This is a genomic window from Janthinobacterium sp. MP5059B, assembly GCF_001758645.1.
Taxonomy (GTDB): Bacteria; Pseudomonadota; Gammaproteobacteria; order Burkholderiales; family Burkholderiaceae_D; genus Janthinobacterium; species Janthinobacterium lividum.
The window spans coordinates 1,012,798-1,035,198 of sequence record NZ_LRHX01000016.1; the positions used below are offsets into that span (position 1 = coordinate 1,012,798).

Annotated in this window: 20 protein-coding genes; 3 read left to right on the plus strand and 17 right to left on the minus strand. The window is 64.2% G+C overall.

All coding sequences use genetic code 11. From position 1 onward, the window contains the following. Positions 1-47: 47 nt before the first annotated feature. The 7 genes from JAB1_RS21625 to JAB1_RS21655 all read right to left on the minus strand — a co-directional run bounded on the left by JAB1_RS21625 (position 48) and on the right by JAB1_RS21655 (position 8,314). Positions 48-1,535, minus strand: coding sequence for an aldehyde dehydrogenase (locus JAB1_RS21625; protein ID WP_070281692.1), 1,488 nt, complete (start codon positions 1,533-1,535; stop codon positions 48-50). A gap of 36 nt (positions 1,536-1,571) precedes the next feature. Continuing rightward, on the minus strand, positions 1,572-2,417 hold the full coding sequence (locus tag JAB1_RS21630) for an ABC transporter permease subunit (RefSeq protein ID WP_070281693.1): 846 nt from the start codon (positions 2,415-2,417) through the stop codon (positions 1,572-1,574). Then, the gene (locus JAB1_RS21635) at positions 2,414-3,355 is read right to left on the minus strand and encodes an ABC transporter permease subunit (protein WP_070281694.1); all 942 of its coding nucleotides are present in this window, start codon (positions 3,353-3,355) and stop codon (positions 2,414-2,416) included. Before JAB1_RS21635 ends, JAB1_RS21630 begins: the two co-directional genes overlap by 4 nt. A gap of 7 nt (positions 3,356-3,362) precedes the next feature. Then, complete coding sequence (gene potA, locus JAB1_RS21640; protein ID WP_070281695.1) at positions 3,363-4,511, minus strand: polyamine ABC transporter ATP-binding protein; 1,149 nt, start codon at positions 4,509-4,511, stop codon at positions 3,363-3,365. Between the two features lie 137 nt (positions 4,512-4,648). Then, a complete protein-coding gene (locus JAB1_RS21645) occupies positions 4,649-6,109 on the minus strand; it encodes an aspartate aminotransferase family protein (protein WP_070281696.1) in 1,461 nt (486 codons plus the stop codon). A 12-nt stretch (positions 6,110-6,121) separates the two neighbouring features. After that, complete coding sequence (locus tag JAB1_RS21650; protein WP_070281697.1) at positions 6,122-7,492, minus strand: glutamine synthetase family protein; 1,371 nt, start codon at positions 7,490-7,492, stop codon at positions 6,122-6,124. Between the two features lie 54 nt (positions 7,493-7,546). Next, entirely contained in the window at positions 7,547-8,314 is a 768-nt protein-coding gene (locus JAB1_RS21655) for a gamma-glutamyl-gamma-aminobutyrate hydrolase family protein (RefSeq protein WP_070281698.1), read from the minus strand. Between the two features lie 282 nt (positions 8,315-8,596). Here JAB1_RS21655 and JAB1_RS21660 point away from each other — a divergent pair, with 282 nt between their 5' ends. Beyond that, on the plus strand, positions 8,597-9,742 hold the full coding sequence (locus JAB1_RS21660) for an MFS transporter (protein ID WP_070281699.1): 1,146 nt from the start codon (positions 8,597-8,599) through the stop codon (positions 9,740-9,742). Between the two features lie 6 nt (positions 9,743-9,748). On the opposite strand, the gene JAB1_RS21665 is transcribed toward JAB1_RS21660, so the two are convergent. The 5 genes from JAB1_RS21665 to JAB1_RS21685 form a co-directional block, all read right to left on the minus strand. After that, positions 9,749-10,561 carry a hypothetical protein gene (locus JAB1_RS21665; protein ID WP_070281700.1) on the minus strand — a complete coding sequence of 271 codons (813 nt, stop codon included), beginning with the start codon at positions 10,559-10,561 and terminating at the stop codon, positions 9,749-9,751. Next, positions 10,558-11,124 (minus strand): sigma-70 family RNA polymerase sigma factor, encoded by a 567-nt coding sequence (locus JAB1_RS21670; RefSeq protein ID WP_070281701.1) that lies wholly within the window; start codon positions 11,122-11,124, stop codon positions 10,558-10,560. The genes JAB1_RS21665 and JAB1_RS21670 overlap by 4 nt, the downstream gene beginning before the upstream one ends. A 49-nt stretch (positions 11,125-11,173) precedes the next feature. Then, positions 11,174-13,063, minus strand: a complete 1,890-nt coding sequence (locus JAB1_RS21675; protein WP_070281702.1) for a beta-propeller domain-containing protein — start codon at positions 13,061-13,063, stop codon at positions 11,174-11,176. 94 nt (positions 13,064-13,157) lie between these two features. After that, on the minus strand, positions 13,158-13,781 hold the full coding sequence (locus JAB1_RS21680; RefSeq protein WP_070254674.1) for a trimeric intracellular cation channel family protein: 624 nt from the start codon (positions 13,779-13,781) through the stop codon (positions 13,158-13,160). Positions 13,782-13,785: 4 nt separating this feature from the next. Next, positions 13,786-16,215, minus strand: coding sequence for a PBP1A family penicillin-binding protein (locus tag JAB1_RS21685; protein WP_070281703.1), 2,430 nt, complete (start codon positions 16,213-16,215; stop codon positions 13,786-13,788). A gap of 138 nt (positions 16,216-16,353) precedes the next feature. Here JAB1_RS21685 and JAB1_RS21690 point away from each other — a divergent pair, with 138 nt between their 5' ends. Next, entirely contained in the window at positions 16,354-17,247 is an 894-nt protein-coding gene (locus JAB1_RS21690; protein ID WP_208672440.1) for an HTH-type transcriptional regulator ArgP, read from the plus strand. Here the strand turns inward: JAB1_RS21690 and JAB1_RS21695 are convergent, their stop codons facing one another. From JAB1_RS21695 to JAB1_RS21710, 4 genes are all read right to left on the minus strand, one after another. Next, positions 17,248-18,120: an ABC transporter permease gene (locus JAB1_RS21695; RefSeq protein WP_070281704.1), complete on the minus strand. Its 873-nt coding sequence runs from the start codon at positions 18,118-18,120 to the stop codon at positions 17,248-17,250. It lies immediately after the preceding gene. Further along, on the minus strand, positions 18,117-18,962 hold the full coding sequence (locus JAB1_RS21700; protein WP_070281705.1) for an ABC transporter ATP-binding protein: 846 nt from the start codon (positions 18,960-18,962) through the stop codon (positions 18,117-18,119). Before JAB1_RS21700 ends, JAB1_RS21695 begins: the two co-directional genes overlap by 4 nt. Position 18,963: 1 nt before the next feature. Continuing rightward, on the minus strand, positions 18,964-19,920 hold the full coding sequence (locus JAB1_RS21705; protein ID WP_231958498.1) for an ABC transporter substrate-binding protein: 957 nt from the start codon (positions 19,918-19,920) through the stop codon (positions 18,964-18,966). A 91-nt stretch (positions 19,921-20,011) separates the two neighbouring features. After that, positions 20,012-20,896, minus strand: coding sequence for a TauD/TfdA family dioxygenase (locus JAB1_RS21710; RefSeq protein WP_070254678.1), 885 nt, complete (start codon positions 20,894-20,896; stop codon positions 20,012-20,014). A gap of 211 nt (positions 20,897-21,107) precedes the next feature. Between JAB1_RS21710 and JAB1_RS21715 the strand changes: the two genes are divergently transcribed. Further along, positions 21,108-21,593: an SEL1-like repeat protein gene (locus JAB1_RS21715; RefSeq protein ID WP_083299841.1), complete on the plus strand. Its 486-nt coding sequence runs from the start codon at positions 21,108-21,110 to the stop codon at positions 21,591-21,593. Positions 21,594-21,614: 21 nt separating this feature from the next. On the opposite strand, the gene can is transcribed toward JAB1_RS21715, so the two are convergent. Continuing rightward, positions 21,615-22,286 (minus strand): carbonate dehydratase, encoded by a 672-nt coding sequence (gene can / locus JAB1_RS21720; RefSeq protein ID WP_034788731.1) that lies wholly within the window; start codon positions 22,284-22,286, stop codon positions 21,615-21,617. Positions 22,287-22,401: the final 115 nt, after the last annotated feature.

Consider the following 22,401-nt stretch of genomic DNA (forward strand, 5'->3'; position numbering starts at 1 on the left):
TACGAGACTTCTGATCGGGGTCAGACCCGACGGGTCTGACCCCGGACCTACCCCACCTGTATCCAAGTCGTCTTCAGCTCCGTGTACTTGTCCAGCGCGTGCAGCGACTTGTCACGCCCATTGCCCGACTGCTTGTAGCCGCCAAACGGCACGGTGATATCATCGCCATCATACTGGTTGACGTGCACGGTGCCCGCACGCAGGGCGCGCGCCGTCTGGATGGCTTTGCTGATGTCCGACGTCCATACGGCCGCCTGCAAGCCGTACGGCGTGGCATTGGCCTGTTTCACCGCCTCGGCAATATCCGTAAAGCCCAGCACGGACAGCACGGGGCCGAAGATCTCTTCGCGCGCGATCGTCATGCCCGCGTCCACGCCAAAGACGGTGGGCTGCACATAGTAGCCCCCCGTATCAAGGCGCACGGCCTCGCCACCGCCCAGCAGCTGCGCGCCTTCGCTCTTGCCGGCCGCGATATAGCCCATCACGGTTTGCATCTGCGTGGCGTCGACGATGGCGCCCATGACGGTGGCTTCGTCGAGCGGGTCGCCGGGCTGGAAGCGCGGCAGCATGGCCAATGCCTTGGCCAGGAATTCTTCCTTGATCGATTCTTCCACGAACAGACGCGATGGCGCATTGCAGCTTTCGCCCTGGTTGAAGAAGATGGAGCAGACGGCGGCCGCCACGGCCTTGTCCAGGTCAGGGCAATCGGCGCAAACGATGTTGGCGGACTTGCCGCCCAATTCCGTCCACGCCCGTTTCAGGTTTGACTGGCCCGCCATCTGCACAATCAATTTTCCCGTGCGCGTGGAACCCGTAAAACCGATGCAATCGACATCCATGTGCAGCGCCAGCGCGGCGCCGGCCTCGTTGCCGTAGCCGGGCAGCACGTTGAAAACGCCGGCCGGCACGCCCGCTTCCAGCGCGATGTCGGCCAGGCGCAAGGCCGTCAATGGGGATTTTTCGGAGGGTTTGAGGATCACGCTATTGCCTGCCGCGAGGGCCGGCGCGATCTTCCAGGCAGCCATGATCATCGGGTAGTTCCACGGCACGATGGCGGCGACGACGCCCACCGGTTCGCGCGTGATCAGGGCCAGGCTATTGGCGGGCGTGGGCGCGATTTCATCGTAGACCTTGTCGATCGCCTCGCCATACCAGCGCAGGCAGTTGGCCGTGGCGCCCACGTCCACGCTCTGGCTGTACTTGATCGGTTTGCCCATGTCCAGGGTTTCCAGCAAGGCCAGCTCGGGGCCGTACTTCTGCACCAGGTCGGCGAACTTGATCAGCACGCGCTTGCGCTGCGCGGGCGATTTCCCTGCCCAGCGGCGGTCCTCGAAGGCGGCGCGCGCGGCCTGCACGGCCGCATCCACGTCCGCCCCATCGCAACGGGCCACTTGCCCCAGGAGACGCCCATCGATGGGCGACAGATTGTCGAACGTCTGGCCGGACTTCGCCGCCATCCGTTCGCCATCGATGAAGGCGCGGCCATCGATTTTGATCTCTGCGGCCCGTGCATGCCAGCTGGTGTTTTCCGTCATGGTCGTCTCCTGCAAGGTGAAAACGCCAGCTTACTCCTAGTCTGCCAAATAAGCCGCAGACATCTGCTTGCGCCGTCTCCGGTCGGCGCGCGCCAGCATCACGGCATACGCGATCACGGCAAGCGTCACCACCAGGATGGTCAGCGCGGCAATGGCATTGACGCGCGGATCGAGCCCCAGGCGCGCGCGCGAGAAGATCACCAGCGGCATCGTCGTCGAACCGGGACCGGACAAAAAGGCCGACAGCACCACGTCGTCCAGCGACAGGGTAAATGTCAGCAGCCAGGCCGACGCCAGCGCCTGCGTGATGTTCGGCAGGGTCACGAGGAAGAATACCTGGTGCGCGCGGCAGCCCAGGTCCATGGCCGCTTCGGCCAGGGATTTACTCATCTCCTGCAGGCGCGACTGCACCACCACGGCCGCATACGCCATGCCCAGCAGGGTGTGGCCGAGCCAGATGGTCAGCACGCCACGTTCGGGGAAACCGAAGACCTTTTGCATGGACACCAGCATCAGCAGCAGGGACAGGCCGATGATCACTTCCGGCATCACCAAAGGCGCGCTGACCATGGCGGAAAACACCGTGCGGCCACGGAAGCGCTGGTAGCTGCTCAAGGCGAAGGCGGCAAACGTGCCGAGGATGACAGACGAGGTGGCCGACATGAAGGCGATCTTCAGGGACAAACCGAAGCCCGAGATGATTTCCGTGTCGCTCATCAACTCGCTGTACCAGCGCAGCGAAAAGCCGCTCCACACCATGTCCTGGCGCGAGCTGTTGAACGAAAAGACGATCAGCACGATGATGGGCAGGTAGAGGAACAGATAGCCGAGCGAGAGCCAGCCGCGGCCGAACCAGCGCTGCAGGAAATTACGTCCGTTCATGTGCGTTCCTCCGCGTTCTGGTCCGTCTTGTATTTGTTAAAAATGGCCATCGGCACGAGGATCAGCAAGACCACCAGCACCGTCACCGACGAAGCCATGGCCCAGTCGTTGTTCGTGAAATATTCATCCCACAGCACGCGGCCGATCATCAGAGTTTCCGGGCCGCCCAGCAGCTCGGGAATCACGTATTCGCCCACGGACGGGATGAACACCAGCATGGCGCCGGCGATGATGCCCGATTTCGACAGGGGCACGGTGATGCGCCAGAACGCCTGCAAGGGCGTGGCGCCCAGGTCGGCCGCCGCTTCCAGGAAGCGCATATCCATTTTCACCAGGTTCGCGTACAGGGGCAGGATCATGAAGGGCAGATAGGCGTACACCATGCCCACCACCAGCGAAAACGAGGTGTTCATCATGTGCAGCGGTTCGCTTACCACGCCCAGCGCGATCAGCAGGTCGTTGAGCAAACCGTGGTTGGCCAGGATGCCCTTCCACGCATACACGCGCAGCAGGAAAGAGGTCCAGAACGGCAGCATCACCAGCATCATCAGCACGGGCCGGATCGATGGCCTGGCGCGCGCCATGAAGTAGGCGAACGGGTAGCCGATGAAGAGGCAGATGGCGGTCGTGATGGCCGCGTATTTCAATGAACTGAGATAGGTGAGCAGATACAGTTCATCGGCGGCGATGAACAGGTAGTTGGCGATTTTGACCTTCAGCACGACGATGCCGTCGACATACGACAGCAGGCCGCCGAAGGGGCTGCCCGCCGTGTCCATGTCGGACAGGCTGATACGCAGCACGATCAGGAAAGGCACGAGGAAGGCTGCCGCCAGGAACAGCGAGGGCACGGCGATGACGGCGCCGCGGCCCGCATTTCTTCCCGTTATCCAGCGCAAGGTGACCAGACCGCGCAGCATTTGCAAAATGGACGTCATGATGGCCTCAGCTGGTCAGCACGACGATGTCGGCGCCATCCCACCACACCCACACGCGCTGTTCGCGCTCGAGGCGCGCGGCCTCGTGGCGGGCCGCGTTGGTGCGCGAGACTTTCACCACCGTGCCGCTGTCGAGGCGCACGTGGTAGCTGGTTTCATTGCCAAAATATGCCATGGCGACGATCACGCCCTGGGCGCAGTTGTAGCCGTGTTCCGCCGGCGACGCGCGCTCGTGCAAGGCGGGTGGCTCGATCTGGATGCCGATTTTTTCGGGGCGCACGGCCACCGAGACATCCATGCCCAGGTTGCCCGTGATGCCGTGCGAAACATAGTGCTCGCCATCGGCGGTGGCGATGACCACGTGGTCGGGTTCATCTTCCGTGATGCGGCCATCGAACAGGTTGACGCTGCCGATGAAGTCGGCCACGAAACGGCAGTTCGGCGTCTCGTAGATTTCGCCGGGAGCCCCCACCTGCAGGATGCGCCCTTCGCTCATGACGGCGATGCGCGTGGCCATGCTCATGGCCTCGTCCTGGTCGTGCGTGACCATCACGCACGTGACGCCCACCTGCTCGATGATATTGACCAGTTCCATCTGCGTGCGTTCGCGCAGTTTTTTATCCAGCGCGCCCAGCGGCTCGTCGAGCAGCAGCAATTGCGGCCGCTTGGCCAGGCTGCGCGCCAGCGCCACGCGCTGCTGCTGCCCGCCCGACAACTGGTGCGGCTTGCGCTTCGCATACTGCCCCAGCTGCACCAGCGCCAGCATCTGCTCGACCCTTGACGCCACTTCCGCCTTTGGCAAGCCATCGCGGCGCAGGCCGAAGGCGATGTTGTCCCACACGGACAAATGGGGGAACAGCGCGTACGACTGGAACATCATGTTGATGGGGCGCTGGTGCGGCGGCACATCGACGATGCTGTTGCCCGCCAAAGCGATGCGCCCCGACGTCGGCGTCTCGAAACCGGCCAGCATGCGCAGCAGGGTCGACTTGCCGCAGCCTGAACTGCCGAGCAGAGCAAATATCTCGCCCTTGTTGATCGTCACGGAAATATCATTGACGGCGCGCACGCCATCGAATTCCTTGACCAGTTGATCAATCAGCAAGAAAGGCGCTGGGGCGTCGCTGGCCGACGCGGCGGGTGTTGCTATCGTCATTGTGGGTAGCTTCTGGGTAAGAGGGTGTCAAAATGAAAAACTGGCCGCTACAAAGAGCGGCCAGGATGGAAGTTTAGCGGAACTGCCGCGATTCTGGTCCAAAAAATGCGCAGATGGCGGCAAAATGGGGCAAAAACCTACACCCAGCCCTTCGCTTTCACGTCCGCATGCGTCTTGTCGAGGCACACGCGTATCAAGCCCACCATTTCATCGATCTGCGCGCGCGTCATCACCAGTGGGGGGGCGACGATCATGCGTTCGCCCACGGCGCGCATGATGACGCCGTTGTCGAACATGTGGCCGCGGCAGATCATGCCCACGCCCTGGTCCTCGTCGAACAGCTCGTTGTCATGCACGGTGGCGCCCTTCTTGCGCACGAGGTTCAGGCCCGCGACCAGGCCGCAGCTGTCCGCATAGCCGACCAGCGGATGTTCGCCCAGGCTGGCGAAGCACTGCTTCAGGTACGGTCCCGTATCGTCGGCCACCTTCGCCACCAGCTGCTCTTCCTCGATGATGCGGATGTTTTCCAGCGCCGCCGCGCAGGCAACGGGGTGGCCGGAATACGTGAAACCGTGCGTGAATTCGCCGCCCTGCTCGATCAGCACCTTGGCTACCCTGTCTCCCACCAGCACGCCGCCCAGCGGCACATAGCCGGAGGTGACGCCCTTGGCAAAGGTGATCAGGTCGGGCTGGATGCCGAACAGTTCGGAGCCGAACCAGCGCCCCAGGCGGCCGAAGCCGCAGATGACTTCATCGGCGATGAGCAAAATGCCGTACTTGTCGCAGATGCGCTGGATCTCCGGCCAGTACGTCGATGGGGGAATGATGACGCCGCCGGCGCCCTGCACCGGCTCGCCGATGAAGGCGGCCACCTTGTCGGCGCCGATTTCCAGGATCTTGTCTTCCAGCCAGCCAGCCGCCTTTACACCGAATTCCTCGGGGCTCAAGCCGTGGCCCGACTCCAGGTAATTGGGCTGGCCGATATGCGCGATGCCGGGGATGGGCATGCCGCCCTGCGCATGCATGCCATCCATGCCGCCCAGCGACGCTCCCGCCACCGTGCTGCCGTGATAGGCATTGTGGCGGCTGATGATGGTATGTCTCTCCTTGTAGCCGAGGATATCCCAGTAGCGGCGCACCATGCGCAAATTCGTGTCGTTGCCTTCGGAGCCGGAACTGGTGAAGAACACGTGCTGGAACTGCGGCGGCGAGATTTGCGCCAGCTTGGCGGCCAACTGCGCGGCCGGCACGTTGGTCGTGCCAAAGAAGCTGTTATAGAACGGCAGCGTCTCCATCTGCCGGTACACGGCTTGCGAGATCGACGTGCGGCCGTAGCCCACGTTCACGCACCACAGGCCCGACATGCCGTCGACGATCTTCTTGCCCTGGCTATCCCACAGGTAGACGCCGTCGCCGCGCACCATCACCCTGGCGCCCTTGCTTGCCAGGTCCTGGAAATCAGTGAATGGATGCAGGTAGTGGGCCGAGTCCATTTTCTGGATGGCGGCCGTGTCATACACCTGCGGCGCCGCGTTTTTCTGCGCCACGGAGGCGACCAGGGCAGCGCTCGGCGCCAGCGGATTGTTTGTTGTACTCATTGCGATCCTTTCTTAAACGTGGAGCAGAAGATGCTCGCGCTCCCACGGGCTGATGACGGTCATGAACTCCTGGTGTTCCAGGTCCTTGATGGCCGCATACACGTCGATGAAGCGCTCGCCCAGCACCGTGCGCAGCTTGTCTTCCGCGCGCAGCAGCTGCAGGGCTTCGGGCAAGCCTTGCGGCAGTTCGAACTTCATGTCATAGGCGCTGCCCACCATCATCGGCGTCGCTTCCAGCTGCTCCGTCATGCCGAGATAGCCGCAGGCCAGCGTGACGGCCAGGGCCAGGTAGGGATTCGCGTCGGCGCCGATGATGCGGTTTTCCACGCGCCGGTCCTGCACGCCCGATTCGGGCACGCGGAAGCCCACCGTGCGGTTGTCCAGTCCCCACTGGATATTGATCGGCGCGGCCGTATGGCGCACGATGCGGCGGTAGGAATTCACGTAGGGTGCGACGATGGCCATGGCCGACGGCATGTAGCGCTGCAGGCCCGCGATGTAATGCTTGAAGATGGGCGCGGCCGAACCGTCCTCGTTGCTGAAGATGTTCAGGCCCGTCTTCGCATCGACGACGCTCTGGTGCACGTGCATGGCGGAACCTGGCTCGCCGGCCATCGGCTTGGCCATGAAGGTGGCGTACATATCGTGTTTCAGGGCCGCTTCACGCAGGGTGCGCTTGAAGAAAAACACCTTGTCGGCCAGGCCCAGCGGATCGCCGTGCAGGAAGTTGATTTCCATTTGTCCCGCGCCGATCTCGTGGATCAGCGTGTCGACGTCAAGGTTCATCAATTCGCAGTAATCGTAGATATCCTCGAACAGGGGATCGAACTCGTTGACGGCGTCGATGCTGTACACCTGGCGGCTCGTCTCGGCCCTGCCGCTGCGGCCGATGGGCGGCTTCAAGGGCAAGTCCGGGTCCGTGTTTTTCGCCGTCAGGTAGAACTCCAGTTCCGGCGCCACCACGGGTTTCCAGCCCTTGTCCGCATACAGTTTCAGCACGCGCCGCAGCACGGATCTTGGAGCGAAATCGACCAGCGCGCCGTCGGCGAAATAGCAGTCGTGGATGACTTGCGCGGTGGGATCGGTTGCCCACGGCACCATGGTGATGGTGGTGGGATCGGCCTTCAAGATCATGTCGCGGTCGGTGCTGGAAATGGCGCGGTCGTAGCCGCCATCGTCGATCGGGTAATTGCCCGTCACCGTCATGCCGAGTACCGCTTCCGGGATGCGCATGCCGCGCTCCTGGGTGAATTTCCCGCGCGGCAGGATCTTACCGCGCGCCACGCCCGTCAGGTCGGGTACCAGGCATTCGATTTCCGTGACGCGCTTTTCATTGAGCCACAAATCCATATCCGTATAGGTGAAATTTTCACGTATTGCCATGTTTCCCTCTCGTTGGTCTTGATCGAACACCGCGTACTGCGTGCGGCGCGCCTGTCATCCTGTCTTTCTATGCTGCTGTTCCTGGTAATCGCGGCAAGCCTGGCCGAAGGCGCCGAACAGGCGCATGGAATGCGGATTGTCTACCACCTGCCATTCCGGGTGCCATTGCACGGCCAGCGTAAAACCGGCGGCGCTGGCCACCGTATACGCCTCCACCAGGCCGTCGTCGGCCAGGGCTTCCACCAGCAAGCCATCGGCCAGCCGGGCGATGCCCTGGCCATGCAGGGAGTTGACCATCATTTCGCTCTCGCCGCCCAGCAGGCGTGACAGCAGGCCGTCGGGCATCAACTTGATGCGGTGCGCTGGCGCGTACTGGCGCGCCAGGGGATCGAGCACGTTCTCGCGATGGTCCTGCATGCCCGGCACCGCATGCACGGCCTGGTGCAGGCCACCGCCCAGGGCCACGTTGACTTCCTGGAAGCCGCGGCAGATGGCGAGCAGGGGCAGCTGGCGTGCCAGCGCGGCGCGGATCAGGGGCAAGGTGGTGGCGTCGCGCGCGGGGTCTTGCGGCAGATCGGGATGGAGGATATCTTCGCCATACAGGCGCGCGTCGACGTTCGAGGCCGAGCCGGTCAACATCACGCCATCGGCGATCTGCAGCGCCGCTTCCAGGTCCGCATCCGCGCCCAGGGCGGGCAGCAGCAGCGGCATGCAGCCGGCGCCGCGCAGCACGGCGTGCAGGTATTTGTCCTGTGCCATGTGCCAGACGTGGCTGCCAAGCTGGCGCTGGCAGGCGGGAACGAGAACGATGGGACGGCGCATAGAGCTTCCTCGCTGGCGTGACGATCCAATGACAGCGCCGTGACGGCGCTGCCGCTCGCTTCACTGTACAGCAGAGCCGGCAGTGGCGGCCACACGGATGGACGTGGCCAGCGGCGGCTCACATCGCCTACACTACGGCTTTGCAGTATTGTCCTTATTAAAATCATCATATGCCCGTCCGGCGCCAAACACCAGCGCCGCAGGCAAAGTCCCTTACTTTCCCATGCATCCACACCGTTTTCCAGCCATACCGAACACCTTTTCCACCCTGCGGGGGCAGCCATGAAGCACATGCCGTGGCGCGACTTCTTCGCCCTCGTGGTGAGCATCGGCGTGGTCGGCCTGGGCCTGGGCGCCACCATGCCGCTCACCGCCCTGACCCTGCACCAGCGCGGCGTGGGCACGGACATCATCGGCATGATCACGGCCATCAGCGCCCTCGGCATCCTGGCCGCCTCGCCGTTCGTCTCGCGCTGGGTGGGGCGTTTCGGCGCGCGCGCCACCATGCTGGGCGCCGTGTGGGTGGCGTCGCTGGCGACGATCGCCATGCAGTTTACCGACCACCTGCTGGCGTGGAGCCTGCTGCGTTTCCTCTTCGGCGGCGCCATGGGCGTGCTGTTTACCATCGGCGAAGCGTGGGTGAATCGCCTGGCGCCCGATAATTCGCGCGGCCGCGTGGTCGCCATGTACACCACCAGCTTTACCTTTTTCCAGCTGATCGGCCCCGCCCTCGTGGCGCTGTTCAACGACAAGATCAGCTGGAGCTTCGCCGCCTGCGGCCTGCTGTTCTTGCTGGCCGTGCCGGGCTTGATGCTGATCTCGAACAGCGGCCCGGAACGCGAACCGGAAGAACACGGCGTGAAGTGGACCCTGATCCTGCCGCGCATGCCGATGATCGTGCTGGGCGCCGCCTTCTTCGCCCTGTTCGATACCCTGGCATTGAGCTTGCTGCCGCTGTACGCGATGGAGCACGGCATCGGCACGGACCTGGCACTGCTGTCGGCCACCGTAGTGCTGGTGGGCGACACGGGCCTGCAATTCGCGCTGGGCTGGATGGCCGACCGCTTCGGCCGCGCCAAAGTCCATGCCGGCTGCGGCGTGGCTGTCTGCCTGCTGCTGCCGCTGCTGCCGTTTGCCGTCGGCACGCCGTGGCTGTGGTGGACATTGCTGCTGTTGCTGGGCGCGGCGGCGGGCGGCATCTACATGCTGGCGCTGGTGGCTTGCGGCGAGCGTTTCACGGGACTGTCGCTGACCAGCGCCAGCGCCATCGTCAACGCCACCTGGGGCGTGACCAGCGGCGGCGGGCCCCTGCTGACGGGGGTCCTGATGCAATCGGTGGGCGTGAACGCCCTGCCGGCCGTGATGTGGGTATGCGCCGCCATTTTCGTGGGCAGCGCCGTGTGGGAGCGCAGGAAGGGAATCGTCTAGCGTTTTTTACTTATTCTCCAGCCGCTGCCGCAACTCCTCGGCCACAGGGTAGTCGGGATAGGCTTGCCGGAACGCCGCCCATTCCTCCTGCGCCAGCGCACCTTCGCCCGCCTTCAAGAGGGCGTCAATCTTCACCAGCCATACGGAAGCGTCGAGCTTTGCGGGCGGCGGCATCGGCGCGGAGCGGGCCGCAACGGGCGCGGGCTTGGCCAGCGCCCGCTGCACCGGTGCCGGGCGCTGCATGCTGGCCTCGGCCTGCATGGCCGCTTGCTGCTCCATCGCCTGAGGCATTGCCGTGGCAGGGGGCGGCGGGGCCGGTGGCGCTGGCGCTGGCACGGGTATTGGTACTGACACGGGTGCCGGCACTGGCTCGGCCTGCGCTGGCATCCTGGCTGCCGCCTTGGCCATGGCACGCGGTGCCGACGGCGGTGGCGCAGACACCGTCGCGGGCGCAGCGGCCGGTTCGGACATCACCTCCTGCGTGACCGGCTCCCCGACCACGGGAAATTGCGCCGGCTTCGAGCCGAACCAGTCCACGCCGATCAGGTTCACCGTCAACAGCACGGCCGCGGCCAGCCCCAGCGGGACGCGCCAGCGCTGCAGAGAGTCCGATGATTTCTTGGCAGGCAAGGTGCGCAGCACGCCATCGGCGCTGTCGTTCGCCGCTGCCGGCTTGTGCAGGGCTTTTTCCGCGTCCGCCAGAATGGCCGCATCGAGCGCGCTGGAAGGCGCGGGCTGCGGCAGGCTGGCCAGCAGCGCGTTCAATTCTTCGTCGTGATGATCTTGAGGATCTTGAGGGTCCGTATCGTGCGTATTCATGCCTGTCCTCCCGCGCCAGCGGCGCTGTCCAAGCCCGCGCGCAATTTCTGCATGGCGTAGCGCAGCCGGCTCTTGACGGTTTCCGCCTCCGCCCCCGTCACCACGGCGATCTCGAGGATGCTCATGCCGCTGAACTGCTGCAGCACCAGCGCTTCCTTTTGCTCCACCGGCAGCGCGGCGATGGCGGCATGCAGCAGCGCGTGCTGCTGTTTCTGCTCCAGCGATTGCGGCGGCGATGTGCCCTCGTCCGCCAGTTCGCCCACGTCGTCGTGTTCCTGTCCTTCCCGCTGGCGCAGGATGTCGATCAGACGGTTGCGCGCGATCTGGTACAGATAGGTGCGGAACGCCGCCTGCGGCTGGTAGCCGGCGCGCGCCGCATGCAGGCTGGCCCACGCGTCCTGCGCGATCTCGTCCACCCACGCGCGGCGCGGCGAACGCCAGGCCACGAAGCGGTACAGGCCCTGGCTATGGCGCCGGTACAGTTCGCGAAACGACGGCAGGTCGCCAGCGCTGTAGCGCAGCATCAGGTCTTCATCCGTCGCAGTGATCAGGGTATCGGGCATAAGAACCAGTGTAGCCGAACTACGCGGCGGCGACAATTTCGCTACGCCGTCAGCGTGCAGCGGGCGCAATGGGTGCATAGCTGATGCGGCGCACTTCGCGGATCTGTCCATCCTTGAACGCCCCTTCCACCAATTCATAGCCGAGCAAAGCGAAGACCCTGCCCTGCAGGAACAAGGGGCGCGCATTGCCGTACCAGTCCACGCAGGACGCGCGGCAGCCATCGTCCGGCGTTTGGCCGGACCGCGCCGCCAGCGCGCCCAGTTCCGTCAATTGCAAGCCGCTGTTGCGCAGATAGAGAACGGATGCGGCTGACTTGTTGAGGCCTGGCCGCTCGTCCGCGCCCAGGATGGGCAGGCCGATCATGCCCTCGCCGGCCGCTTGCGGCTTGTAGAAAAAGCCGTGGCTGCGCGACTCGCCCTGCGCCGCATCAACGCGGATATAGCGCGCGGCAACCGCCGCCTGCGCTCCCAGGCGGATGCTACTGAAGTGCAGATCCCGTCCCTGCGCGCCGATCACCACGGCGTCATCGCCCAGCGCCTCGATGCGCTCCACGCCGTGCGGCAGCGACAAGGCTTGCACGCTGCCCGCATCGGCCCAGCGCACGGCATACAGGGGCTGGCGCGGCCAGGCCTGATCCGCCTGCCGGCGCCCGGAATTTCCCGGATTGCCGTACAACAGATAGGATCCCACATAGCGGTTCTGCAGTCCATAGCCACCGCCACCGGGCAGCGCCTTGTAGCTGCTGGCGGGCGCGCTGTCGCGGCCATCGGAAAACGACGCCAATGGCACGCGCAGCAAGGCCATGTCGCCCCGCCCTTTTGCGCCATCCCACATGCCATCGCCCTGGCCTTCGGCACGCAGCAGGACGTTCAGATGGCCGTCAACGCTTTCCAGGAATGAGAACTGGTCGACGGGGGCACCGGCCACTTTCAGGGCGCTGGGCGCGCTGCCATCGAGGGGAATGCGGAACACGCCCGAATCGCTGCCGCGGCGGGTGGTCCACACGAATACGGATTCGCCCGACACATAAAACACGCGGCCCTGCGGTCCCATCACGGCGGTCGCCTCGCAGCGCATGTCGCGCTGCGCCAGGTCGCACACGGTGACCGTATGCAGGGTCAGGCCGGCGCCCATCTCGGGCTCTTCATCGGTGCGGTAGATGCGCGTGGCCGGAGCGATGCGCTTGAAGTCGGACGGCACGGCGTCGGGGCGCCAGCGGCGCAGCGCGGGAAAACCGCTGAACGGGTCGCCACGGCGCAAGTTCAGCGACAGGGGCGAATAGAACACCAGTTTGCTGCCGACCAGGCGGCTCGCGTAATTGCGCGAGGAATAATAATCGTTGGAGCGCAAGTGATAGGTGGAGCGGTAGGCCAGCTTGCCGTCCGCGTTGACGTCGAACAGGCCGATCTCCGTGCCGCCACGGCTGTAGCTGTAGCCGATCACCACCACCGTATCGCCGTCGATCAGCATCTCGTCATACCAGCTGCCCGACGGGTCGCTGCCCGGCGCGAACGCGTCGAGCGAAGACACAGGCTGCAAGGCCTTGCCGCCCACCTGCACGGTGAACAGCTTGCCGCGCCTGAGCATCACCAGGTGCTTGCCATGCAGCTTGACGATGCCGCCTTCGTCCACGCCTGCCGTCTGCACATTGGTGACCGATTCCGCCGCTTCTGCCGATGCTGCCGGCGCGGCTTTCGCCGCCATCGGCGCGGGAGGGGCCGGCGCTGATACCGCCATGGACTGCGCCGTGGCGCGCTGCAGTTTCTGCTGCTCCCTTTGCAGTGCCGCCTGGCGCGATTGCAACTGCTGCAGATAGCTGCTCAAGGCCTGCTCGCTGGCAAACGGCGCCAGGGTCTTGCGCGGCGCCGTGCCGGCGGCGTGGCTGCCTGTCGACAGCAGCAGGGATAGTATCAATGTGATCTTGAGGGCGCTGGACATCGCTTCTTCTCCGGTTGGCTGGGGTGTCCAACATGAAACGCAGCGACGGAGAAAAAGGGGTTAAAGGCGCGTGAAAATATTCACGCCGCTGCCGTTACTCGAAACCGCGTATGCGGTCGCCATTGAAATTCGGCAGGCGCCATTCGAAGTGCAAGGCCAGGAAGCGGAACAGGAAACCGGCGCCGATGGACGCCAGCTGCGCCACGGAGCTGTCGACCTTGAAGTACAGCAGGCCCACATACAGGCTGCCCGTGAACAGGGCCACGGTGGCATACACTTCGCGCTGCAGCACGAGGGGGATCTGGTTGCACAGGATATCGCGCAGCAGGCCGCCGAAGACGCCCGTGATCATCCCCGCCAGCACGACGATGGCCGGGTGCATCTTGGCCGACATGGCGATGTCGCAGCCGATCACGCAAAACGCCACCAGGCCCAGTCCGTCGACCAGCAGGAAGATGGCACGCAGGTGGTGCAGGTAGCGCGCGACAAAGGCCGTGACGACAGCCGCGCCGATGGTAAACAACAGGTATTCGGGATGCGCGATCCAGCCCAGCGGATAGTGCCCCAGCAGCACGTCGCGCACGGTGCCGCCACCGAGCGCCGTGACGGTGCCGATCATGCAGATGCCGAACAAATCCATGCCGCGCCGCATGCCCATGATGGCGCCGGACATCGCTTCGGCAACAATCGCCACCAGGTAAATCGTATATAACAGCATGCTCTTACTCTTCCGAAAATGATTTGAGAATTTGTTCGCGTTCGCGCGCTTCGCTCAGGGTGCGCGCTTCGTGGCCCGTGCCGCTGGTGCCGCGCTCTTCGCCGTTGGCCAGGCGCGTATCGGCGCCCAGGCTGCCACCGCCGCAGCTGACGCTGCTGTGGATAAAGGCATGGTTATCCTTCAGGCAGTCGCCGGCCAGGTATTCCGCATACACGTAATCGCCATCGAGCAGGGACAGGCCAGACGGTTCCGCCAGCACCTGTTCGCGGCGGCCCTGCACGGCCACCTGCATGTAGTCGCGCCAGACGGGCAGCGCCAAAGTCCCCCCGGTGGCGTTGCCCAGGCTTTTCGGCTGGTCGTAGCCGAGCCAGACGACGGAGACCAGGCCCGAGGAATAGCCGGCGAACCAGGCGTCATACGCGTTGTTCGACGTGCCCGTCTTGCCGGCCGCGTCGCCGCGTCCCAGCGCCAGCGCGCCGCGTCCCGTGCCGCTCTTGACGACGTCGCGCAGCATGCTGTCCATGACGTAGGCGTTGCGCGTGGAGATCACTTGCGTGCCCGGCGCCGGCTCGCCCTTGGCGCGTGGCGCCGCATCGCTGAACAGCACTTCGCCGCTGCGGCTGCGCACTTCCTTGATCAATTTCGGCGGCATCTGCACGCCGCCATTGGAGAAGACGGCATACGACTGCGCCAGCTGCAGCGGCGTGACGGCGCCCGCGCCCAGCGCCAGCGGCAGGGAGACGGGATTGCGCGCGCCCTCGAAACCGAAGCGCGTGGCGTAATGCTGCACGTAGCCGGGGCCGGCCGCCTGCATCAGGCTGACGGCGACGAGGTTCTTCGAGCGCACGAGGCCGCGCCGCACGCTGATGAAGCCTTCATAGTTGTTGCCGTAATTGCGCGGACGCCAGGGCCGCGCGCCCGTTTCCTGCGGCAGCAGCAGGCGCTGCGTATCGTCCACGGCCGTGCCGGGGAAATATCCCTTTTCCAGCGCCGCCGAATACACGAAAGGCTTGAAGCTGGAACCGGGCTGGCGGTAGGCTTGCATGGCGTGGTTGTAGTGGTTGCGGTAGAAATCGAAGCCGCCCGCCATGGCGACGATTTCGCCGCTGTGCGCCTCGACGGAAATGAGCGCGCCTTCCATCTCGGGCAACTGGCTCACCAGCCAGCGCTTCTTTGCCGCGTCGTGCATCACGCGGATCACGCTGCCCTCGACGATGGCGCGCTTGCCATCCCACTGCAGCTTGCCACCCAGGCGCGCATCCGATGCCGCCAGCACGATCTCGTCGCCATTGCGCAGCTGCGCCGTCACCTGGCGCTTGCCGGCGGTTTCCACCTTGCGCACGAGGGCGGCGCGCAATTCTCCGCTGTCCGGGTAGGCGGCCAGCTGGCGCGCCACGCTGTCTTCGGAAGCGGCCAGGCGCGCTTCCGGGCCACGGTAGCCGCGCCGCGCCTGCGCATTCAATAGCCCGTCGCGCAGCGACTTGTCGGCCGCCCGCTGCGGCGCCATGCGGATGGTGGTCGTCACGTCCAGGCCCATGCTGTAGGCGCCTTCGGGATAGCTTTGCAGGATCAGCTGACGCGCTTCCTCGACCGCATACGCGGCCGCGTGCACGGAGCTGTTGCGATCCTTGTTCAGGGCCAGTTTTTCCGCCACCGCCGCATCGTATTCGGCTGGCGTGATGTAACCGAGTTCGCGCATGCGCTGCAGGATGTAATGCTGGCGCACGGTGGCGCGCTGCGGATTGGCGACGGGGTTGTAGGCCGATGGCGCCTTCGGCAAGCCGGCCAGCATGGCCGCTTCCGCGATGCTGACCTCGGCCAGAGGCTTGTCGAAATAGATATTCGAGGCGGCGGAAAAGCCATAGGAGCGCTCGCCCAGGTAAATCTGGTTCATATACAGTTCCAGCAGCTTGTCCTTGCCGTAGTGCTGTTCCAGCTTGTAGGCCAGCAGCATCTCCGTCAGCTTGCGCTGCACGGTTTTTTCACGCGACAGGAAGAAGTCGCGCGCCACCTGCATGGTGATGGTGCTGGCGCCCTGCGCGTGGTGGCCCGTGACGACGTTGGCGAGCGTGGCGCGCGTCAGACCATAGAAATCGACGGCGCCATGCTCGTAGAAACGCGCATCCTCGATGGCCAGCAAGGCCTGGCGCATGCGCAGCGGGATGTCTTTCAATGGCAGGAATTCACGGCGCTCTTCACCGTACTCGGCCAGCAGCTCGCCTTCGCTGGAGAAAATGCGCAGCGGCAGGGCGGGCTTGTACTGGGCCAGGTGCTCGACGGCGGGCAAATCCTGCCACGCCTGGCGCAGCCACCAGCCGCCCGCCAGGGCGGCGGCCATGCCCAAGCCCAGGGTCAATCCCAGGCCGAATTTCAGATTGCGCGCCAGCTTAGACTGGGGCTTGCGGGGGGTGCTGCCGTTCGCTTGTGCTTCCATGGTGGTATTCCCTTGCTGCCAGGAGGCCGCACGCTGGCGCGTGGCACTCCATCAAAGAGGTATTGTGCACTGCAACACACCCATCCTTATCAAAAGTAAGTATTATTTAGTATTGATAAATTTTTCTTATGTAAGGCAGTGACCATGGATCTCAATCCCAAGCACACGGAAGCGTTTCGCGCCGTCGTCGAAACGGGCAGCTTCGAGCAGGCGGCGCTGCGGCTGCATCTGACGTCGCCCGCCATTTCGCAAAGGGTGCGGGCGCTGGAAAGCCAGCTGGGCAATGCCTTGATCGTGCGCAGCCGTCCCGCGCGCGCCACGCGCATGGGCCAACGCCTGATGCAGTATCTGAAGCGCGCCAAGCTGCTGGAAGCGGACTTGCAGGCGGAACTGGCGGTGCAGCAGGATGCCCCGCTGACCCTGGTGCTGGCGCTGAATGCGGATTCGATGGGCACCTGGTTCTTCCCCGCCCTGTCCGAGGTGCTGATACGCGAGCGTGTGCTGCTGGACCTGACCGTGGAAGACCAGGACCACACGTATACCTTGCTGGAAACGGGCATGGCGATCGGCTGCATCAGCACGGAAGCCAAACCCATGCGCGGCTGCACGGCCGAGCCGCTGGGCGTGATGCGCTACTGGCTGGTGGCCACGCCCGCGTTTCGCCAGCAGTGGTTCGCGCACGGCCTGACGCGCAAGGCGGCGCGCACGGCGCCCGTCGTCGCCTACACGCGCAAGGACACCTTGCAATCGTCGTTCCTGCAAGAAGCGCTGGGGCTGCCCGAAGGCGCCTACCCCTGCCATTACGTGCCGGGCGCCACCTCGCACTTCAACGCCATCCGCTATGGCCTCGGCTACGGCATGGTGCCCGAGCTGTTATTGAAGGCGAACACGGATGGCGAGCTGGTGGAAATGCTCACGCCCAAGACCCCGGCCGACGTGGCCCTGTACTGGCACACGTGGAAAGTGCAGTCGCCGCGCATGGAGCAACTGTCGCGGCAAATCATCGCGGCGGCGCGCAGCATGCTGAAATAACTATCGTTGCATGCCCCAGCGTTTCAAGGTGACGCGCTCCAAAGTGCGAAAGCCGATGTTTTCCACCAGCAAGCCAATGACGATGACGGCCGCCAGGCCGGCGAACACCTTGTCCGTATACAGCTCGTTGCGGTTCTGGAAGATGTACCAGCCCAGGCCACCTTGCCCTGAGGTGGTGCCGAACACCAGCTCGGCCGCGATCAGGGTGCGCCAGGCAAACGCCCAGCCTATCTTCAGCCCCGAGACGATGGAGGGCAAGGCGCCCGGCACGAGGATGTGCAGCACCAGGCGCAAGCCGTTCAAGCCATAATTGCGGCCCGCCATGCGCAGGGTCTCGGGCACGCCCTGGAAGCCCGCATACGTGTTCAGGGCCAGCGGCCACATCACGGAATGGACGATGACAAAGATCAGGCTGGCGCGGCCCAGGCCGAACCACAACAAGGCCAGCGGCAGCAGGGCGATGGCCGGCAAGGGATTGAGCATGGCCGTCAGGGTTTCCAGCACGTCGCGTCCGATGCGGCTGGACACGGCCAGCAAGGTCAGCACGAAGGCGGCCAGCACGCCCACGGCATAGCCTTGCAGCAAGACGACGAGGGACGCGGCTGTGCGCGTGAGCAATTCACCACTGGCGATGCCGCCGATAAACGCCTGCGCCGTCTGCAGAAAGCTGGGCAGCAATAAATCGTTTTGCGTCCAGCGCGCCGCGCCTTCCCACAACAGGGCCAGGCTGAGCAAAATCAAGGCCTTGCGCCATAACGCATGCTGGCCCAGGCGCTGGCAGCGCGACAGCGGCCGCTCGACGGTAACGCCGGCCGGCGGCGGCGCCGCGTAGACGAATTCCTGGCGGATGGGCGGCTCCAGCAGCGCGCTCATACGGCCTCCCTGCGTGCCGCGTCAGCTTGCTGGGCGGGAGCAACGTCCTCATCGAACAGCAAACCATGGATGCGGGTGCTGGCAGCCTGGAATTCCGCGCTGCCGGCGCTGTGCAGGCCGAACTGGTGACTGTTCAGTTCGGCGCGCACGCGGCCCGGATGGGGCGACAGCAGCAGGATGCGGTTGCCCACGACCAAGGCTTCCTCGATCGAATGCGTGACGAACACGAGCGTAAAACGCAGCTCTTCCCACAAGCGGCTCAGTTCTTCCTGCATCTTGCGCCGCGTCAAGGCATCGAGGGCGGCAAACGGCTCATCCATCAGCAGCACTTCCGGCTGCATGGCCAGGGCGCGGGCGATGGCCACGCGCTGCTTCATGCCGCCCGACAAGGTGTGCGGATGGGCATCTTCAAAGCCGGCCAGACCCACCTTGACGATCCAGTGATGGGCGCGCTCGCGGGCCGCCACCTTGTCCAGCCGCCTGCTGGCCAGCAAGGGGAACATGACGTTTTCCAGCACCGTTTTCCATGGCGGCAACTGGTCGAATTCCTGGAACACGACGACGCGGTCTGGCCCCGGCTTATGGATGGGCTGGCCTTGCATGGCGATGCTGCCCGCGCGCGGCGCGATGAAGCCGGCCACGGCTTTCAGCAGTGACGACTTGCCGCAGCCGGATGGCCCCAGCAGCACGAAACGGTCGCCGCGGAACACGTCAAAACTGACGTCATGCGTGGCGCGCACGGTGCGCTGCTCGGTGCGGTATTCCAGGCTGACATGCTTGACACTGAGCAAGGGCTGCAAGGTGACCGGAGGACGTACCAGGTGAAAAGCGGGCGCGTTCATGTCAGCCTCCCTGCGTGATGGCGGGGTCGTCAAAAAAGTAATCGCGCCAGCTGTCGGGCAGGTTGCGGATGGCGCTCACGCGGTGCAGGAATTGCGCCAGGCCATAGGTGTTTTGCGGCGCGATCTTGAATTGCACTTGCGGGTTGGCAAAGATTTTCAGCAGCAGATTGCGGTCCACTTTGCTTTTATTCACCTTGATATAGATGTCGGCCGCGCCTTGCGGGTTGCTGCTCGCATACTGCGCCGCTTCCGCCAGGGCGGCGATGAAGGCGCGGTAAGTCTTGGGATTGTCCTTGCGGTACTTTTCCGTCGCATACAGCAGGGTCGACGAGCTGGGCCCGCCCTGCACATCATACGAGTTCAGGATGATGTGGGCGTTCGGGTTTTGCGCCAGTTCCTGCTCCTGGAACGGTGAATTGCCGAAGTGGCCGGTCAGCTCCGTACCGCCGGCGATGATGGCGGCGGCAGCGTCGGGGTGCGGCAGGGTTTGCGTGATTTTATCCAGGCGGGCGAATTCCTTGTCGCCCCACTGCTTTGCCACCGCCATCTGCAGGATGCGCGCCTGCACGGAGACTGACACGGCCGGCAAGGCGATGCGGTCCTTGTCCGTCAAGTCCGCCAGCGTTTTCACCTTGGGATTATTGCTGACCAAGTAGTAGGGGAAATTGCCGAGCGAAGCCACGCCGCGCACGTTCTGCCGGCCTTTCGTCCGGTCCCAGATGGTCAACAGCGGGCCCAGCCCAGCCCCTGCAATATCGATATTGCCCGACAACAAAGCGTCATTGATGGCCGGGCCGCCAGACAGGGTGATCCACTCGACTTTCACATCGACGCCCTGCTGCTTGCCATGCTTTTCGATCAGCTTTTGTTCCTGCGCAATATTGAGCAGCAAGAAGGTGATGCCGTGCTGGCCCGCAATGCGGATCTGACCTTCGGCCCGGGCCATGGGCATGGCCATGCACAGCAGGGCGATGGTGGCGAGCAGGCGGCGGGAAAAGGTAAAGATCGGCAACATGGACACTCCTTGAGTCAGATCAACAGTCAAAAAATCAGTACGGCGCATCGCCTTCGATGGTGGTTCGGTAGAGCTTGCGGCGCTGGTCGGGCGGACAGCCCGTCGCCAGGTGCATCAGCGAACGGTTGTCCCAGAACACCAGGTCATGCGGCTGCCAGCGGTGCACATACAGGTGCTCCGGGCGCACGCTGTGGGCAAACAGTTCGTCGAGCAGGGCGCGGCTTTCATCGTCGGGCAAGCCGACAATGCGCGTGGTGAAGTGTTCGCTGACGAACAGGGCGCGCCGTCCCGTTTCCGGATGCACACGCACGACGGGATGGGTCACGGGTTTGACTTCATCGATCTGCGCCTGCGTCAGGGCGGGGCGCCATGGGTTGCGGCGGCGCAATTCTTCATACTGGCTAAGGTAGCTGTGCTCGGCACGGGCGCCGCGCACGGCGTGGCGCAGCGCGGCCGGCAAGCTTTCCCAGGCCAGGTGCATGTTGGCAAACACGGTATCGCCGCCCTCGTCCGGCAACTCTTGCGCATGCAGCATGGAGCCGAGGCTGGGCACTTCCTTGTACGACAAGTCTGAATGCCAGAAATGGCCCGCGTCGCCCAGGCCGATGGGCTGGCCGTTTTCGACGATGTTCGAGATGATCAGCACTTCCGCTTGCGTGGGCAGCTGGAACTGGCGCAGCACGTGGATTTGCAAAGGGCCGAAGCGGCGGCTGAAATCGACTTGCTGCTGCGGCGTGATGCGCTGGTCGCGGAACACCAGCACGTGATGGTCGAGATGGGCGTGGTGCAGGCGCTGGAAGTCGCCCAGCGACAGCGGCTGCGCCAGGTCCAGCCCCAGCACTTGCGCGCCCAAGGGCGCATCGAAAGTCTCGATACGGAAGTGGCTGGTGGACTGCACGGGTTTCAGGACGGCCGACATGGGAACTCGACTAGAGTCAGGGGAAGTCCACTGTATGCCGGCCAGCCTTGCTTGCAAACGAAGCATTTACTATATGGATATGCGCGGCGCGTTGCGCCAGCTTGCAACACAGGCTGTCACGCAATGGCACAGCAGCACCGGCTTTGCCCGGTAATGGCGCTAGCACGCAACTTGCTTATCTACCAAGCTTTAACCATCGTCCAGGAAAGCCATGCCCACCTACGCCCTGCTGCTCGCCTTGCTGTTCCCTGCTTCCATCCACGCCCAGGATAGCCAGGGTGAAAGTGATCTCAGCTACAAAGCCTATGTGCACAGCGACAAGCGCATCAAGTGTTTGTACGGCTATGCGGCCGACAAGACGGGCGACCATGCGGCCGCCGTCGCCATCTTTGAAGATTGCATCCGGCGCTGGAACGATGTGTACTCGATGATTTGGCTGGCCCAGTTGTATGAAACGGGCATCGGCGTGACTAAGGACCTGGCGCAGGCGACGGCGCTGATGCGGCGCGGCGCGCATACGAATGATGACGCCGCCTATGCGCGGCTGGCGCGCTACCACTATGGCGTGGCGCTGGCCGAAGGACGGGGCACGCCGCAGGACATTCCCCAGGCCAGAACCTGGCTGCGCCAGGCGGCGCAAGAGGGCGTGCGGGAGGCGGCCGACTACTTGGGCCGCCTGGAAGGCGCGGCACCTTAGCGCCGCGCCCGCATTGCTTGCTTACGCTATTGCTTCGTAGCGGGCCAGGCGGGTCGCCATGCGCGGCGCCAGCTCGTGGCCGGCCGTGACGGTCACTTCCAGGTCGTTCAGCAAGCCATCCTTCAAGCCATAGACCCAGCCATGGACGCTGAGTTCCTGGCCCCGTTCCCACGCATCTTGCACGACGGTGGTCTGGCACACGTTCAAGACTTGTTCGACCACGTTCAGTTCGCACAGGCGGTCACCACGCTGGCGGCTCGTCAGCACGTCGCCCAGGTAGCGCTCGTGTTTCTGGCCCACGTCCTGGACGTGGCGCAGCCAGTTGTCAACCAGGCCAATACGCGTGCCCGTCATGGCCGCATGCACGCCCTTGCAGCCGTAATGGCCGACGATGATGATATGTTTGACTTTCAGCACGTCCACGGCAAATTGCAGGACGGACAGGCAATTGAGGTCGGAATGCACGACCACATTGGCGATATTACGGTGCACAAACACGTCGCCAGGCGCCATGCCCAGCAGTTCGTTGGCGGGCACGCGGCTGTCGGAACAGCCGATCCACAGGTATTCAGGCGACGTTTGCGCTTCCAGGTTCTTGAAGAAGTTCGGGTCTTTCGCCACCATCGAGTCGGCCCAGCGGCGGTTACGCTGCAGCAGTTCCGCCAGGGCCGGGCCATTTTTCTGTTCGGTCATATCGCTCCCATTGTGTGCATACGACTGAATTGGCGGCAGATCGCGCCCATAGGCCGGCGATGCGCGCACATTTTCAGTCGTGGTGAAAAAAACGCCGGGATGTGTGAGCATCCCG